General features: G+C 29.5%; 18 protein-coding genes. 16 read left to right on the top strand and 2 right to left on the bottom strand.

Going from position 1 to position 15,806, the window contains the following annotated elements; all coding sequences use genetic code 11:
* Window positions 1–19 precede the first annotated feature (19 nt).
* Window positions 20–2,188 carry a transglycosylase domain-containing protein gene (locus tag AC5EAH_RS01195; RefSeq protein WP_493492918.1) on the bottom strand — a complete coding sequence of 723 codons (2,169 nt, stop codon included), beginning with the start codon at window positions 2,186–2,188 and terminating at the stop codon, window positions 20–22.
* Between the two features lie 200 nt (window positions 2,189–2,388).
* Here AC5EAH_RS01195 and AC5EAH_RS01190 point away from each other — a divergent pair, with 200 nt between their 5' ends.
* The 5 genes from AC5EAH_RS01190 (at window position 2,389) to AC5EAH_RS01170 (ending at window position 6,171) form a co-directional block, all read left to right on the top strand.
* On the top strand, window positions 2,389–3,570 hold the full coding sequence (locus AC5EAH_RS01190) for an MFS transporter (RefSeq protein ID WP_493492917.1): 1,182 nt from the start codon (window positions 2,389–2,391) through the stop codon (window positions 3,568–3,570).
* On the top strand, window positions 3,570–4,430 hold the full coding sequence (locus AC5EAH_RS01185; RefSeq protein ID WP_493492916.1) for a metallophosphoesterase: 861 nt from the start codon (window positions 3,570–3,572) through the stop codon (window positions 4,428–4,430). Before AC5EAH_RS01190 ends, AC5EAH_RS01185 begins: the two co-directional genes overlap by 1 nt.
* 4 nt (window positions 4,431–4,434) lie before the next feature.
* Window positions 4,435–4,632 (top strand): NETI motif-containing protein, encoded by a 198-nt coding sequence (locus AC5EAH_RS01180; RefSeq protein ID WP_493492915.1) that lies wholly within the window; start codon window positions 4,435–4,437, stop codon window positions 4,630–4,632.
* A 58-nt stretch (window positions 4,633–4,690) separates the two neighbouring features.
* Window positions 4,691–5,302: an SDR family oxidoreductase gene (locus tag AC5EAH_RS01175; protein ID WP_493492914.1), complete on the top strand. Its 612-nt coding sequence runs from the start codon at window positions 4,691–4,693 to the stop codon at window positions 5,300–5,302.
* A 137-nt stretch (window positions 5,303–5,439) separates the two neighbouring features.
* Complete coding sequence (locus tag AC5EAH_RS01170) at window positions 5,440–6,171, top strand: gamma-glutamyl-gamma-aminobutyrate hydrolase family protein (protein ID WP_493492913.1); 732 nt, start codon at window positions 5,440–5,442, stop codon at window positions 6,169–6,171.
* 17 nt (window positions 6,172–6,188) lie between these two features.
* On the opposite strand, the gene lplA is transcribed toward AC5EAH_RS01170, so the two are convergent.
* Window positions 6,189–7,184, bottom strand: coding sequence for a lipoate--protein ligase (gene lplA / locus AC5EAH_RS01165; protein ID WP_493492912.1), 996 nt, complete (start codon window positions 7,182–7,184; stop codon window positions 6,189–6,191).
* Window positions 7,185–7,357: 173 nt separating this feature from the next.
* On the opposite strand from lplA, the gene AC5EAH_RS01160 reads away from it, so the two are divergent.
* The 11 genes from AC5EAH_RS01160 (at window position 7,358) to AC5EAH_RS01110 (ending at window position 15,757) form a co-directional block, all read left to right on the top strand.
* Window positions 7,358–8,365, top strand: coding sequence for a DUF1002 domain-containing protein (locus AC5EAH_RS01160; RefSeq protein ID WP_493492911.1), 1,008 nt, complete (start codon window positions 7,358–7,360; stop codon window positions 8,363–8,365).
* Window positions 8,366–8,499: 134 nt separating this feature from the next.
* Window positions 8,500–9,207, top strand: coding sequence for a cytochrome c biogenesis CcdA family protein (locus AC5EAH_RS01155; RefSeq protein ID WP_493492910.1), 708 nt, complete (start codon window positions 8,500–8,502; stop codon window positions 9,205–9,207).
* A 12-nt stretch (window positions 9,208–9,219) separates the two neighbouring features.
* Window positions 9,220–9,384 carry a hypothetical protein gene (locus AC5EAH_RS01150; protein ID WP_493492909.1) on the top strand — a complete coding sequence of 55 codons (165 nt, stop codon included), beginning with the start codon at window positions 9,220–9,222 and terminating at the stop codon, window positions 9,382–9,384.
* Between the two features lie 11 nt (window positions 9,385–9,395).
* Window positions 9,396–9,935 (top strand): redoxin family protein, encoded by a 540-nt coding sequence (locus AC5EAH_RS01145; RefSeq protein WP_493492908.1) that lies wholly within the window; start codon window positions 9,396–9,398, stop codon window positions 9,933–9,935.
* Window positions 9,936–9,957: 22 nt separating this feature from the next.
* Window positions 9,958–11,067, top strand: coding sequence for a peptide-methionine (R)-S-oxide reductase MsrB (gene msrB, locus AC5EAH_RS01140; RefSeq protein WP_493492907.1), 1,110 nt, complete (start codon window positions 9,958–9,960; stop codon window positions 11,065–11,067).
* 19 nt (window positions 11,068–11,086) lie between these two features.
* Window positions 11,087–11,845 (top strand): response regulator transcription factor, encoded by a 759-nt coding sequence (locus AC5EAH_RS01135; RefSeq protein WP_493492906.1) that lies wholly within the window; start codon window positions 11,087–11,089, stop codon window positions 11,843–11,845.
* Window positions 11,838–13,538, top strand: a complete 1,701-nt coding sequence (locus AC5EAH_RS01130; protein ID WP_493492905.1) for a cache domain-containing sensor histidine kinase — start codon at window positions 11,838–11,840, stop codon at window positions 13,536–13,538. Before AC5EAH_RS01135 ends, AC5EAH_RS01130 begins: the two co-directional genes overlap by 8 nt.
* Window positions 13,539–13,610: 72 nt before the next feature.
* Complete coding sequence (locus AC5EAH_RS01125) at window positions 13,611–14,072, top strand: low molecular weight protein-tyrosine-phosphatase (protein ID WP_493492904.1); 462 nt, start codon at window positions 13,611–13,613, stop codon at window positions 14,070–14,072.
* 179 nt (window positions 14,073–14,251) lie between these two features.
* Complete coding sequence (locus AC5EAH_RS01120; RefSeq protein WP_493492903.1) at window positions 14,252–14,512, top strand: hypothetical protein; 261 nt, start codon at window positions 14,252–14,254, stop codon at window positions 14,510–14,512.
* On the top strand, window positions 14,512–15,423 hold the full coding sequence (locus tag AC5EAH_RS01115; RefSeq protein ID WP_493492902.1) for a YihY/virulence factor BrkB family protein: 912 nt from the start codon (window positions 14,512–14,514) through the stop codon (window positions 15,421–15,423). The genes AC5EAH_RS01120 and AC5EAH_RS01115 overlap by 1 nt, the downstream gene beginning before the upstream one ends.
* Entirely contained in the window at window positions 15,416–15,757 is a 342-nt protein-coding gene (locus AC5EAH_RS01110) for a phage holin family protein (protein WP_493492901.1), read from the top strand. Before AC5EAH_RS01115 ends, AC5EAH_RS01110 begins: the two co-directional genes overlap by 8 nt.
* Window positions 15,758–15,806 lie beyond the last annotated feature (49 nt).

Raw genomic sequence — 15,806 nt, 5'->3', positions numbered from 1 at the left:
TTCTCCAACATCTTTTTATTTAATTATTATTACGTCCACTAAAATTATTAAATAAATTAGTCAAAATATTACCTTGTTCAGGTATTTCGTTAGAACTATCTGGATATAATTCACCATTCACTTCAACAACACTATTAGGTTGTTCGAATGCAGATGTATCTACATTTGATGATATATTTGCCATTAGTTCAGAAAAAATCATTTGTGTTTGCGTCGTATTACTTGGTGATAAATAGTCATCAGCATCGTCTATTTTATCAAAACCTTGCCATACACCAATAGTATAATTAGTAGAATAACCAATAAACCATGAATCTTTAGCAGCATCATTAATATCGAAACCGTATTTTAATGCAATATCATTGTCAAAAGTTGTTGTACCAGATTTTCCAGCTAAATCTAAACCAGGGACAGCCGCATTTGGTGCAGTACCATTATAAGATAATACGCCACGTAGCATATCTGTTAAAATATAGGCTGTTGAATCTTTCATTGCTGTATGACTATCTTTTGAACCGAAGCCTGTAATTTCTTCATCATGAATATTAACGACTTTATTAATAGCGAATGGTTGATGATATTCACCACCATTACCAAAAGATGTGAATGCAGCAGTAGCTTGTAAAATAGAGAAAATATCTTCACCACCACCAATTGCTGAAGTCACACCATCATAAGTCATATTAATACCTAATTGACTACTGAATTTATTAGCTTGTTCAAAACCAACTTGTTCAAAAGTACGAATAGCCGGTAAATTTAATGATTGTTGTAAAGCATAACGAATAGAGACATTACCATGATTTAATCTATCCCAGTTATAAATCTCAATATTTGTACCTGCAATTGTATAAGGTTCATCAGAAACTTGATGATCTGTGCCCCATGATAAATATTCTATAGCAGGACCATAATCAAGAATAGGTTTAATGGAAGAACCCATTTGTGAGTTTCCTTGAGTGGCAAAATTGAAATTACCATATTGATAATTTTTACCACCACCTAATGCCAAAATAGCACCTGTTTTAGTATCTAAAATAGCGACACTTGCTTGTGCGTTTGGATTTAATCCATAACTATCATCATTTAAAATTGTAGCAATATTTTCTTGAGCAAGCACATCTAAGTTAGTATATACTTTTAATCCTTGATTTAACACATTCGTTTCATCTTTTAAATTATCATTAGCTTGTAATTCTTTAACAACTTGATCAATATAAGCAGCGTGACGCGCATCAAATTTATTATCGGCAATAAAACGATTACTTTCATCACGTGGCACTAAGCCTGTTTCAATAGGTATGTTTTTTGCTTCTTCTGCTTGTTGTTCAGTAATTTTTCCAAATCTTACCATAGCATTAATAACTGTGTCACGTCTTGTTTTAGCATTATCTGGATAATCATAAGGGTTATAATTATTAGGACTTTGTGGAATACCAGCTAATAAGGCCATTTCAGCTAAAGATAATTCATCAACATTTTTATCGTAATAGTATTTAGCAGCTGTTTGTAAACCATAAACACCATCAGAATAATAAATTTTGTTGACATACATTGTAAAAATAGCTTGTTTACTATAATTTTGTTCTAGCTGAAAAGATAAATAAGCTTCTTGTGCTTTACGTTCTAATGATTTTTGAGTTGTTAAAAATGATAATTTAACAACTTGTTGTGTAATAGTAGAAGCACCTTCTGAACCAAAACCTTCAGTTAAATTAGAAATAGTTGCCCCAGCTAATCGTTTAAAATCCAAACCATTATGTTCAAAAAATCTTGCATCTTCAATAGAAGTAATGGCATCTACAGATAAATCAGGAATATTTTCATAATTGATCACTTCACTAGTTGTTGCACCAATTTCTGCGACTAAAGCACCATTAACATCATAAATTTGAGTTGGTCTAGCAATGTTTAATTTTTCTTCATCAAAAGTGGGCGCATTAATTGCATAGTACATGAATAAAGAAGCACCAGCAATAAATGTTGCCATAAACAGATAAAGTCCAATTAATAATAATGTTTTCCACCATACTCGTGGTCGTTTAGTAACTTTATTGTTTCGTGATGTAGAAACATTATCTATATCAGACTTATCTTTTTTAAGTTTATGTCGCCACTTTATGAATAGACGTTTAAGCTTATTTTTTTTAGCTAAACGTTTGGAACGGGAATATTGTTCTTCACTCATTTTTTCTCACTTTCTTTTATTTATGTTGAAATATTATAGCGACTATGTTATAAACAATATGCACTAAGCATATTATAACAAACAATTTCTTAAAATAAAAATAATAATTGTTACAATAGATTTTCATTATTACTATTAAAGTCATGTTTGTCTATAAATGAATTGCATAAAATTTATAGAATTAAGTATTGGAGGAAACAATGGTAAAACATCAAAATTTCATCATTTTTGTTTTTATTAGTATTATGTTCGTTGTATCTAATATGCGTGGACCTATTGCGGTATTAGGGCCATTAGCTAATCATATTCAACAACAGCTAACATTATCAAGTGGACAGATAGGCTTATTAACAAGTAGCACTTTATTTATCTTTGCCATATTTTCACCTATAGTTCCTAAAATAGTTGAGAAATATTCATTGATTACAACAATTAATTTATCTACGATATTAATAGGTGGAGGTTCTGCTTTAAGATTTGTTAATCACTTTTCAACATTATTAATAGGTACAATGATTATAGGTATGGGTATCGCGATTTGTAATGTTATTTTACCAACAATATGTAGAGAATATTTTCCAAATATAGTAGGAAAAATAAATGGTTTTTTTATTACTTTTATGGTAGCAGCTTCAGCAATTATTTCAGCTTTTGCCTTACCAATAACAGTCGCATATAGTTGGCAATTAGCTTTAGGTTATGCTGCATTTCCATCAATCATTACGTTAATATTATGGTTAATTATTCAACGTAAAACACCTGTTAAAAAGCAACAACAAGTCAAGACACAAGTAACTAATAAAATAAAAATAAATTTATTAGTGTTTGCGATGGCTGGCTTTATAGGTGCACAATCATTTGTTTTTTATGCCTTATTAACGTGGTTACCCGCAATGTTACAAGATTTTGGCTATAGTGATATTACTAGTGGTTTATATTTATCTTATTTTCAGTTAGTTTCATTACCAACCTCTTTATTGGCACCTATGATAGCAGAAAAGTATCGTCAACAAGTAGGTATTGCTAGTATTATAGGTGTTGTACTTATCGTAAGTTTATTAGGACTATTACTATTCCCACAATATGCTTTATTATGGATAATTATTTGTGGTTTAAGTTGTGGTGGTGCATTTTCATTAGCGATGTTATATTTTATTTTACGTACAACTTCTGCTTCTGAAACAACACAAGCTTCGTCAATAGGACAAGGTATTGGTTATGCGATAGCTGCTTTAGCACCATTCATTATTGGTCAACTTTATGATATGACGTCTAATTGGACAATGGCTTTATTGGTGATCATTATATTTGCAATCATCAGTATGTTATCAAGTATATATGCAGGTATGAATAAAAAAGTACAGGTAAGTGAGGATAAATGATGAATAAATTACTAGGTTTTATGGGTATAGTTATGGCAGGTGGTGCTTATTTATACCATCAAAATAAACATATTGAAATGACACATCATACAATAAGTCATCCACAAATTCCTATTGAATTTGATAATTATAAAATTTTGCAGTTTTCAGATTTTCATAATAAATTTGTAGGTTATTATCCTAGTCAATTAATAGATAAAATAAAGCAAGCGTCACCTGATATAATCGTGATTAGTGGCGATCTAGTCGACAGTTATCACCCGAATTTCGATTATGCTAAAAAAATAGTTGAACAATTATTACAAATTGCACCAGTTTATTATGTTACTGGTAATCATGAATGGCGCATGCAACAAATCACTACAGAATTTATTCATCAATTAGTAGACTTAGGTGTTGTTTTCATGGATAATCATCATGTAATATTAAACCATCGAGACGCTAATATTGATTTATATGGTGTACCTGATTTGAATTATATTATTGATGCGGAAACATCACATGATAGTGGCTATGACAAAGAATATTTGAAATATATTGAGCCATTAATTAACTCAAATGATCATTATAAAATATTATTAGCACATCGCCCTGAGATGTTTGAAGTTTATCAACAATTACCTATTCATTTAGTTTTCACTGGACATGCACATGGTGGGCAATGGCGTGTTATAGGTACAGAAGGCTTATACGCACCAAGTCAAGGAATGATGCCTAAATATACTTCAGGTAAGCATCAACAAAATGATACCACAATGATAATTAGTCGTGGTTTAGGAAGTAGTTCGTTTCCTATCAGATTGTGGAATTATCCAGAATTAATAGTCGTGACATTAAAACATCAATCTAGTAAGGAGTAAATCATTGAAAAAACGAAAAATAATTTTTGAAGTAAATGAAAATGAAAGTATTGCATCATGTTTAGAACGCATAAAAAAAGAAGGCTATCGTCCAGTAAGAAGGATTGAAGAACCAATTTTTATTGAACGTGATAATGGTGAAATCGAAGTTTATAGACAATATATTAGATTTGAAGTAGTAGCTGAACAACAAGAGAAATAAGTTTAACTAATTAGCAATATGTGTTAAATTAAGAACAAATAGAAAGGTGGTTACGTATATGAAGTTAGCAATTATAGGTGGTAGTGGTTTAGTTGGTCAAGCTTTAATTCAACAAGCAATTTCTCAAAATATTGAAGTACAGTACGTTGCAAGACATGAAGGTCAAATTAGACATCCTTTAGTTGAATATATCCAAGGAGATATTTTTGCACCTGAACAATGGGCACATCAATTAAAAGACATCACTGTTTTAATTCATTTAGTTGGCGCTATTGATCCAAGAACTGATTTATATCGAATGAATGTCGAAAGTACAATGAATGCAATTAAAGTTTGTCAGCAGTGTCAAATAAATAAAATAGTTTATTTATCAGCAGAACATGGTCCTAAAAAATATATGGCAACTGTACATCAAGGTGAAGCGATTGTTAAAGAAAGTGGTTTACAATATTTTATTATTCGCCCAGGTTTAATGTACGATGAAAGTAAAAAAACTTCTTTAATAAATTCCATTTTATTAGATAGTGTTGAACAAGTACCATTCCTTAAAGAATTTACTTATCGTGTTAAACCATTACCAGTAAAATATGTTGCTGAATACATTATGTACTGCTTATTAAATGAACCAACTAGAAAATATTTAACTTTAACACAATTAAGGGTATCATAATGTATACGGTTGGTTTAATTATTTTTATTAGTTTAGCATTAATTAGTTTTTTTAGATCAAATGATAATTATAAGAAAAAATATCATCATCAAACATCGTTTGATAGATGGTGGAATAAAAATAAGAGGTAATTAACAATGAAGCCTTTAATAGGTATAACAGGAAATGATACTTCCTTAGAAAGAAATTACGAAGAATTTCAAAAAGACTATACACCGCATGGGTTTCCATATGCTGTTAACAAAGCAGACGGCTTAGCAATGATTATTCCGATTCAAGATCATGATAGTGTGGAAGATTATATTAACAGTATTGATGGTTTATTAGTGACTGGTGGACAAGATGTTACACCTATCTTATATGGAGAAGAACCACATCCAAAATTAACGGGTAATTATATGAAACGTGATGAATGGGAAATTAAATTAATTAAAGCAGCTATGGTAGCAGGTAAGCCTATTTTAGCTATTTGTCGCGGTTTTCAATTAATTAATGTCGTTTTAGGTGGTACATTATACCAAGATGATAGTTTAAGACAAAAACGTTTTGTACAACATACACAACAAAGTCGCATGGTAAAAGGCCATCATCATGTTAAGATTAAAGAAAATAGTATTTTATATCCAATGTTTGGTGATAAGTTATTTGTCAATAGTTATCATCATCAAAGTATTAAACAAATATCAAAAGAATTATTGCCTATTGCTTGGTCTGATGATGATTTAATTGAAGCATATCAAGATCAACAAGGTACAATTTTAGGTTTACAATGGCATCCAGAAGTTATGTTATTTGATAATGATGAAATGTTACCTTGTTTTACATGGCTAATAGAACAAGCTAAAAAACAAAAAGGAAGCGAGTTGTAATTCGCTTCTTTTTTTGCTTAATAAATTAAACTGTAAAAATCTTCAGCCGTTACTTTACCGAAGTAATAGGCTAAGTCGATATCTTTTAATGCTTCTTGAATAGCTTCTTTTGTAAATGTAATATTGATTAGACGCTCTTCAATATCTTTTACTTCTCCCATACCGAAAAAGTCGCCGAATATTTTTATATCTTTGATAACACCTTTGGCAACATTTAAACGTAATTCTAATGTACCACCATTAAATCTAGCTGAACGAATTGTTTCAAAAGCAGGTGATTTACCATAATTCCAATCCCATTGCATGTAACGAGAATCAGAAATTTCTTTAATACGTTTTTTATCTTGTTCTGTTAATACATATTCCTTAACATCTTTAATATCATTGACATTAAAAATATCTAATAATAATGTTTCTTTAAATTGTTCTGTTGTGATTTTGTCTTGTAAGTGATCTGAAATGTTAACGATACGACTACGCACTGATTTAATACCTTTTGATGCCATCTTTTCTTTACGAGGTTTTAATGCATTTGTGGCATTGTCTAAATTTAAATCTAGCATTAAAGTACCATGTGAAAACATTTTACCACGTGTAGCAAATTGTGCATTACCAGAAAACTTTTTACCATCAATTAATAAGTCATTACGACCTTGTAATTGTGCATTCACACCCATTTTTTGTAAAGCATTAATAATAGGTTGAGTAAATTTAGCAAAATTATTAAAAGATTCACCATCATCTTCAGTTAAAAAGCTAAAGTTTAAATTACCTTCGTCATGATAAACTGCACCACCACCAGATAAACGGCGTACAACGGTAATATTGTTATCTTCAACAAACTGTGTATTAATTTCTTCAACTGTATTTTGATTACGTCCGATAATAATTGAAGGACGATTAATGTAAAAAAGTAAAACAGGCTCATCTAAGTTTAATTCTGTTAAAATATATTCTTCTATAGCTAAATTGATACGTGGATCAAGTTCGCCTTGGTTATTAATATAATACATGTTATTCTCCTTTTAAATAGGTAGTTATACCTCTTAATGATAGGATATTATCCTAAAGTTATTATAAATGACAGACGATACTGCTTCAAGTAATCGGCATTATATAGTATAATCAAGTTTAAGAAATTTTTAAGCACGATTTAATATATTTAATGTGACTAAAGGAGGTCAAAATGAAAAATTTATTTAAAAAAATAACAACGATGACAATGACGTTAGGGATGACGACTGCATTATTAATGCCTACAAATGCTTATGCAGAAAAATCTGATGCGACTGTCACAGAAGAAGCTTGGGCAAATGCAGTAACTGTTTATGGTGGTGCATTACAAAATAATCAACAATTACTAACACAAACGCAACAATTATTACATGGTAAAAATAGTGATAAAACTGCTTTTGTCGATGCTAATGATGTTTTAAAATATTTAAATTTGAATTCAGATACCAATGTATTATATTCATCAATTAGAATTCAAAAATTAGCACAAGGTAAAGGTTTGAGTGTAACAATTGATCAAACAGAAGGAAAAATAACAAAAGTCACAGAATTAATGTATAAAAATGCGTTGATTTCAGCTGGTGTAACAGACGCTAATGTTGAGATTGCCTCACCTGTAGATGTAACAGGAGAAAGTGCTTTAACGGGTATTTATGTAGCATTTGAACAACAAGGTGTTGCTATTGATCCAGTAGTAGCACAAGCAGCACAAGATGAATTGTCGACAGTTGCTACAATTAATGAAGAAAATAAAGCTGTTCAAGGTTATGATGAGAGTGCATTTAATAAAGCTATTGCTGAAATTAAAGCAGAATTAGCTAATAAAGATACTGCTAATTTATCAGTAGATGAAGCAACAAATATTGTGCAAGATACTATTAATAATAATGGTTTAGGCGATATTATTAATCAAGGTCAAATTAATAATTTAGTTAATGTTTATTTGAACTTAAATAATAATACTAATATTTTTAATGGTGATAATGCACAACGTGTAAAAGAAGCCACAGCAAATTTAGTGACTTCAATTACACAAAGTCCTGAATATGATAAAGCAAAAGATAAATTAATAGATTTAGGACAAAATATTTCAGATACAATTCATAGTGAAAGTTTTTGGGATAAAGTAAAATCTTTCTTTAATAGTATTATTGATTTTTTCAAAAATCTGTTCACTTAATAATGAGCGCCACAACTAATAGGTTTAGTTGTGGTGCTTTCTTGTTAAATTCAAGTTTTATCCTAGTAGATTATATATTTATTTTCATAAGCGTAGTCTATACTAAACTTATCAATCTAAATGGAGGTGATAAAATGAGTGAAAGTTTTAATTTAGTTTTTGTATTAAGTGTTTTTGGTGCCGGTGTACTTTCTTTTTTCTCTCCTTGTATTTTTCCATTATTACCTGTTTATATGGGGGTATTATTAGATGATACAGGTGACAAATCTATATCGATTTTTGGTATAAAAATTTATTTGAAACCTTTATTAAAAACATTAGTATTTATTGCAGGTATTTCCTTTGTATTTATTAGTTTAGGATTTAGTGCAAGTTTATTAGGAAATTTAATTACTTCTCAATATACACCATTTATTATGGGTATTATTGTAGTTATTATTGGTTTGCATCAATTGGAATTTATTTCTATTAATTTATTCCATAGACAGAAACAGTTACAAATAGGTAAAAAACAAGAAGGTTATTTAGGCGCTTTATTATTAGGTTTTAGTTTTAGTTTTGGTTGGTCACCTTGTATAGGGCCAGTGTTAGGTGCTGTACTTGCTGTTTCAGCCAGCAGTGGTCAGCAAGCGATTTTTGGTGCAATATTAATGGCAGTCTATGTGCTAGGATTAGCGATACCATTTATTATTATTGCAATTGCTTCGACAGTATTAATGAAACATTTAACTCGTATGCGTAAGCATATTGTCACAATGAAAAAAATTGGTGGCATTATCATTATTATTATGGGGTTATTACTTATGTTCGGTCAGTTTAATTTTTTAACAACATTATTTTAAAGGAGAATAACAATGAAAAAATTATCAATTATTATTACATGTGTATTATCTGTAACGCTACTAGGCGCATGTTCTAATGCGATGGATAAAGAAGAAATGCCATCTAAGATGGAGGATAAAGAGATGATGTCTGTGGATGAAATGAACAATCAAGAAGAGATGTCAAAAAATAAATAAGGAGGGATAACATGCGTCAATTAAAATTTATTATACCAAGTATGCTTACTATTGCTGTATTAGCTGGTTGTCAAAATAGCACAATAAAGTCGACAGAAAGTACTTCGCAATACATACAAGAAAATAATTCACAAACGATGGCACCCAATTTTAAATTAACAGATGTTAATGGCAAACAATATGATTTATCTAATTTTAAAGGTAAAAAAGTTTATATTAAATTTTGGGCATCTTGGTGTTCAATTTGCTTAGGTGGTTTGCAAGAAGTAAATGATTTAGCAGCTAATCAGCAAGATTTTGTTACTTTATCAATTGTTGCACCTAACTATCAAAATGAAAAAAATAAACAAGATTTTACAACATGGTATCAAGGTTTAGAATATAAAGATTTACCAGTTTTATTAGACATTGATGGTCGAATTGCTCAAACATATGGTGTGAGAGGCTATCCAACATCTGCATTTATTGATAGTGAAGGTCATTTAATTAAAGTACAAGCAGGACATTTAAATGAAAAACAAATTATAGAAATTATGGCAAATTTACCGTAGAAAGTATAAAGAGGTAATTGATATGACTAAATATTCAATTTTAGCGATGATTATTGTGGCACTACTTGTGCTATCTAGTTTTATTTATTACAAGAATCATCAAACAGTTAATACACCAGCAGATAAAGTTGCAGAAATTATTGCAAGAGATGCTCAAACAAAACAACGTAATCATTCTCAAGAAAAACCAAAACATTTAAAAGAAATTTATTTAGCTGGTGGTTGTTTTTGGGGTGTTGAAGAATATTTTGCGCGTGTAGAAGGCGTTTATGATGTAACAGTAGGTTATGCTAATGGTAAATCAGATGTAACAAATTATCATTTGATTAGTCAAACTGAACATGCTGAAACAGCACATATTCAATATGATGCAGATAAAATTAATTTAAGAGATATATTATTGCATTATTTTAGAATTATTGATCCAGTTAGCGTTAACAAACAAGGAAATGATCGAGGGAAGCAATATCGTACAGGTATTTATTACAAAGATGATAGTGATTTATCAATAATTAATGCTATAATGAAAGAACAGCAACAAAAAATAGGTAAAACTTTAGCCATTGAAGTTGAACCATTGCATAATTATATTTTAGCAGAAGAAGAACACCAAGATTATTTACAAAAGCATCCAGATGGTTATTGTCATATTGATGTCAATCAAGCGAGCGTACCAGTGATTGATCCTCAACAATATCCTAAACCATCCGATGAACAATTGAAAAAAATATTAACAACAGAACAATATGCTGTCACACAATTAAATGAAACAGAACGTGCTTTTTCGAATGAATATTGGGATGATTTTTCACCAGGTATTTATGTTGATGTGACGACTGGTGAACCACTATTTTCTTCTAAAGATAAATTTGATTCAGGGTGTGGGTGGCCAAGTTTTACTAAACCGTTAAATAATGAAGTGGTGACTTATAAAGAGGATCATAGTTTTAATATGACAAGAATTGAAGTGCGTAGTCGTAGTGGTAATGCACATTTAGGTCATGTTTTTGATGATGGTCCGAAAGATAAAGGTGGATTAAGATTTTGCATTAATAGTCTGTCTATAAAATTTATTGCTAAAGATGAGATGGCTGCAAAAGGTTACGGCTATTTATTGCCATACGTTAATTAATAAGAAGGGAGCTGATGAGATGTATTCTATTTTAATTGTTGAAGATGAACCTTTAATTAGAGAAGGAATTGTCGCATTAGTGCCTTTTGAAGAATTAAATATTACGCAAGTTTTTCAAGCAGAAAATGGTCAAATGGCTTTAGAGCTTATTCAACGACAGCCAGTTGATATTTTATTAACTGATATTAATATGCCTAAATTAGATGGTATTGCTTTGGCACAACAAGTTAAAAGAATTTTGCCAGCTACACATATTATTTTTTTAACAGGTTATGATTATTTTGATTACGCTTTATCAGCAGTTAAATTAGGTGTAGATGATTATGTATTAAAACCAATTAGTAAAAAAGATGTGATAGAAATGCTTACTAAAGTGATAAAAAAAATAGATCAGAAGAAAATGATGCAAGATGTTCAACAGTTATTGCAACAAAAGCAACAAGCAACGCAATCATTAGTGACAATTATTGAAGACAATTTACATAATACAGAATTTTCTTTAACTACTTTAGCACAAATATTAGGGTATAGTACACCGCATACAGGCACATTAGTCAAAAAAGAATTAGGTATTAATTTTCAAGATTATATCATTCAACAACGTATAAATAAGGCTAAGTTATTATTGTTAACGACACAAAATAAAATTTATGAAATTGCCCAACAAGTAGGTTATGATGATGTTAATTATTTTTCGACAAGATTTAAACAAATTGTAGGTGTGACGCCGAAAAAATTTGCACAAGGGCAGCAATTATTGGAGAACAAATATGATTAAAAAAGGTTCTTTAGTACGACAAATGTTAATTTATTTTATAGTGGCAACGATTATTATTTTATCGACTGTTAATATGATTAATTATAAAATGAGTACCAATACAGTGATGACAATGACCGAACAATCAACAAATGATGCACTTAAAATAACAACAAAATATATTGAAGAATATATAAAAAAATTAGAAACTACAGCGTCATCCTTAGCACAACAATCTGTTATTAGAGATTATATAGAACATAATCAACCACAAAGTAAGCAACAAAGTTTGGCTTTAATTAATGCAGTTTTAGCAACAGATGAGAATTTAGTTTCCGCAGTATTGATTACTAAAGATGGACGTATTATTTCCAATGAATCAACTTTAGAAATGAAAATGTCTAGTAATATGATGGAAGAAGCTTGGTATCAAGAAGCAATTCATCATAGTCAAACACCAAAACTGTTATCTACAAGAAAAGAATATTTATCAGATAAAAAAGAAACATGGGTAATCTCAGTTACACAAGAAATTACTGATAAACAAGGACATAATTTAGCTATTTTAAGAATAGATATTTCATATAAAGCGATTGAAAATTATTTACAAGAATTAAAATTAGGGCAACGAGGTTATGCTTTTATTGTTGATAGTAAAAATCAAGCTATTTATCATCCAAATGAATTAGTTTTTTATGATAATAAAGCACAACAACAATTATCGACTATTGTGACACAAGCAGATGGTTATTTGAAGCATGATTTTTACAAAACACATGCTAATATTTCAAGTATAGGTTGGCAAATTGTTGGAATTGCTTCTTTAGATGATTTAGCGATAATTAATCGAAAATTATTAATCTCATATTTTATTGTTGCTAGTTTATCAATTGTAATGAGTGTTTTAGCACTATGGTGGATGATAAAAAAATGGACGCAACCTATTTTAGCTTTACAACAAACTATGCAAGCTGTGGAACAGGGCGATGCAACTATTCGTGCACAAGAAATTGGAGTAGAAGAATTAGCTAATTTATCAAAACATTTTAATCGTATGCTAGATAATATAGATCAATTGATGAGCAATATTAAATATCAAGAACAAGCGATTAGAGAGTATGAATTGAAAACATTGTCTAGTCAAATTAATCCACATTTTTTATACAATACATTAGATACGATTATTTGGATGGCAGAATTTAATGACAGTGAAAAAGTAGTAGAAATAACTAAATCTTTAGGTCAATTTTTTAGGTTGTCACTTAATCAAGGTCAAGATGTGATTCATTTAGCGCAAGAAATTGATCATATCAGACAATATTTATTTATACAAAAACAAAGATATGGTAATAAATTAGATTATGAAATTGAAGAATTACTTTCAGCTCATCATTTTAAATTACCTAAGTTAGTATTACAGCCAATTGTAGAGAATGCTATTTATCATGGTATCAAAGAAAAAGAAGGTATAGGTAAAATTAATATTAAAGTGACTGAAGATGAACACTATCTATTTATTAGCATTAAAGATAATGGTGTTGGTATGAGTTATAACCAATCATCCTCTAAGAAATTAGGTGGTATAGGAATGAAAAATGTAGATGAACGTTTGAAAATTTATTTTGGTACATCTTATAAAATGATCATCCATAGTGAAATAAATCAATATACAGAAGTAATTTATCGATTTAAAAAACAATCTTCAAAACAATGATTTTGGAGATTGTTTTTTAGTGTAGTCAATATTAAGATATGGTAAACTAAGGATATGATAGGAGGAATTAATATGATTAAAGTTGTTTTCGTTTGTTTAGGTAATATTTGTCGTTCGCCTATGGCTGAAGCGGTATTTAAAAAAATGGTATGTGAAGAACATTTACAAAATGAAATAACTGTTGATTCAGCTGCGACGAGTTCATGGGAACAAGGTAATCCTGTCCATCATGGGACAGTCAAACAACTAGCACAAGTTGGTATCACAACAGAAGGTATGTATTCACGTCAACTAAATGAGAAAGATTTAGACGCTGATTATATTATTGCAATGGATGAAAGTAATCTTAAAAATATAAAAAAATTTGCCGAAGCGCGTACACATGCAGAAATAAAGATGTTATTATCTTATGCAGAAATTGATAGAGGCATTGCTGATCCATGGTATACAGGTGATTTTTTAACAACATATCAAGATGTTGTGGTGGGCTGTCAAGGACTTCTGGCACAAATAAGAAAAAGATATAGTATATAATTTATTTGCTTGCTTTCATTGACTATTATTTGTATGATGAAAACGTAATAAAATTTTGGAGGCGATATATATGAAACTATTTAAAAATATTTTTAGAACGATCAGTATTATTTTAACGATAATATCACTAATTAAAGCAGGTAAAGAATTATTTAAAGAGCTAGAAGGGGAATAATATAATGCTTAAAAATTTATTAAAACATAGAAAGAAACTTGCCATGTTAAGTTTAGCAGTGATGGCTTTTAAATCTTTTGATAAATCAAAAGATGAGGATGAAGAAATTGTTCAAGCTAAAAAAATATTAGCAGAAAAAGGTTATAAAGTCTCAAAAACGAATAAAGCGATAGGTAGTGTAAAATATGCACAACAATTTTATCAAGAGAATCCACAATTAGTGAATCAAGCTTTAAACATTATCAAAAAGCTAGGTAAATTCTAATGTTGATGCCAAACAAAACGATAAATTGTTATGAACAATCGCCTTATGGTAAACTAACGATGCGTAAATTTTCTAAAGAATTTATGGGTCGTTTACAAAATGATGAAATATCAGGTTTAGCAGCACAACTTGCTTTTTATTTTATTTTTTCAATGTTTCCTTTAATGATTTTTTTATTAACACTAACACCTTATTTGAATATTGATCAACAATATGTTCTACACTTAATTCAAAGTAATATTCCAGGTAATATAGGTGATGTCATTTTTCAAACGATTAGTGAAGTGTTAAATAATCGTAGTACAACTTTACTAGCCTTTAGTTTATTAGCTGCTTTATGGTCAGCCTCTACGGGTGTTTTTGCTTTAATGGGTGCCTTTAATATTGCTTTTCGTCATGAAGAACATAGAAATTGGCTAATAGTAAGGACATTAAGTGTATTTTTTACATTAGTTTTATCTCTAATGTTTATTATGATGCTTATCTTATTAGTATTTGGTAAGCAATTAGGTGAATTAATTTTAAATTATTTACCTGAGGATACAGATTTCAGTTTTATTTGGGAAGTTATTCGTTTAGGTTTACCACCTATTGTTATCATTGTAATTTTAACTTTTTTATATCGTTTAGCACCTTCTGTAAAAACAAAATTTATTTCATCAGTACCTGGTGCTATATTTGCTATGCTAGGTGGTTTAGTTGTTACATCATTATTTAGTTATTATGTAGGTAATTTTGGTAATTATTCTAAAATGTATGGTTCTATAGGTGGTGTGATTGCCATGTTATTTTGGCTATACTTAATGGGATTCATTTTAATTTTAGGTGCTGAGATTAATGCAATTTTTCATAATTATTATCCTAAAAAAAGATGGATAGCAGAGCAAGAAAGTGAGGGGCATCATGTTTAATTGGTTATTTAATGTTATTGTTCGTGCAGTAGCAGTTGTTATATTTGGTTATTTTTTCCCGAGTTTATTTATAGTACAACCTGATTCACATAGTAGTGTAATTGGATTTATTATTTTAATTTCAATAATTAGTGGTACGATCGGTATTCTATTGAAATTTATTTCGGCACCATTTAATTGGTTAACATTCGGATTGATTAATTTCTTAATTAATTTATTTGTAATTCATTTAGCAGATAATTTTGTGGATGGTGTTGAAGTAAAAGGATTTTTAGGTTACATAGGTATTGCCTTAGTTTTATCTTTAGTTATTAAAAAAACAAAAAATAAATAAGTAAAACAATAGCTTTATTTCTGATTTTAACAGAGTAAAGCTATTGTTT

It is taken from the genome of Staphylococcus sp. B1(2026) (assembly GCF_058895785.1).
This window is presented reverse-complemented; position numbering and strand designations above follow the sequence as displayed.

Bases quoted from the DNA above. Each gene is read 5' to 3' on its own strand.
- AC5EAH_RS01160 (WP_493492911.1), top strand. From the start codon at position 7,358: ATGAAAAATTTATTTAAAAAAATAACAACGATGACAATGACGTTAGGG.
- AC5EAH_RS01145 (WP_493492908.1), top strand. From the start codon at position 9,396: ATGCGTCAATTAAAATTTATTATACCAAGTATGCTTACTATTGCTGTA.
- AC5EAH_RS01150 (WP_493492909.1), top strand. From the start codon at position 9,220: ATGAAAAAATTATCAATTATTATTACATGTGTATTATCTGTAACGCTA.
- AC5EAH_RS01135 (WP_493492906.1), top strand. From the start codon at position 11,087: ATGTATTCTATTTTAATTGTTGAAGATGAACCTTTAATTAGAGAAGGA.
- AC5EAH_RS01195 (WP_493492918.1), bottom strand. From the start codon at position 2,188: ATGAGTGAAGAACAATATTCCCGTTCCAAACGTTTAGCTAAAAAAAAT.
- AC5EAH_RS01155 (WP_493492910.1), top strand. From the start codon at position 8,500: ATGAGTGAAAGTTTTAATTTAGTTTTTGTATTAAGTGTTTTTGGTGCC.
- AC5EAH_RS01185 (WP_493492916.1), top strand. From the start codon at position 3,570: ATGAATAAATTACTAGGTTTTATGGGTATAGTTATGGCAGGTGGTGCT.
- AC5EAH_RS01110 (WP_493492901.1), top strand. From the start codon at position 15,416: ATGTTTAATTGGTTATTTAATGTTATTGTTCGTGCAGTAGCAGTTGTT.
- AC5EAH_RS01170 (WP_493492913.1), top strand. From the start codon at position 5,440: ATGAAGCCTTTAATAGGTATAACAGGAAATGATACTTCCTTAGAAAGA.
- lplA (WP_493492912.1), bottom strand. From the start codon at position 7,184: ATGTATTATATTAATAACCAAGGCGAACTTGATCCACGTATCAATTTA.
- AC5EAH_RS01120 (WP_493492903.1), top strand. From the start codon at position 14,252: ATGCTTAAAAATTTATTAAAACATAGAAAGAAACTTGCCATGTTAAGT.
- AC5EAH_RS01190 (WP_493492917.1), top strand. From the start codon at position 2,389: ATGGTAAAACATCAAAATTTCATCATTTTTGTTTTTATTAGTATTATG.
- AC5EAH_RS01175 (WP_493492914.1), top strand. From the start codon at position 4,691: ATGAAGTTAGCAATTATAGGTGGTAGTGGTTTAGTTGGTCAAGCTTTA.
- AC5EAH_RS01115 (WP_493492902.1), top strand. From the start codon at position 14,512: ATGTTGATGCCAAACAAAACGATAAATTGTTATGAACAATCGCCTTAT.
- msrB (WP_493492907.1), top strand. From the start codon at position 9,958: ATGACTAAATATTCAATTTTAGCGATGATTATTGTGGCACTACTTGTG.
- AC5EAH_RS01130 (WP_493492905.1), top strand. From the start codon at position 11,838: ATGATTAAAAAAGGTTCTTTAGTACGACAAATGTTAATTTATTTTATA.
- AC5EAH_RS01125 (WP_493492904.1), top strand. From the start codon at position 13,611: ATGATTAAAGTTGTTTTCGTTTGTTTAGGTAATATTTGTCGTTCGCCT.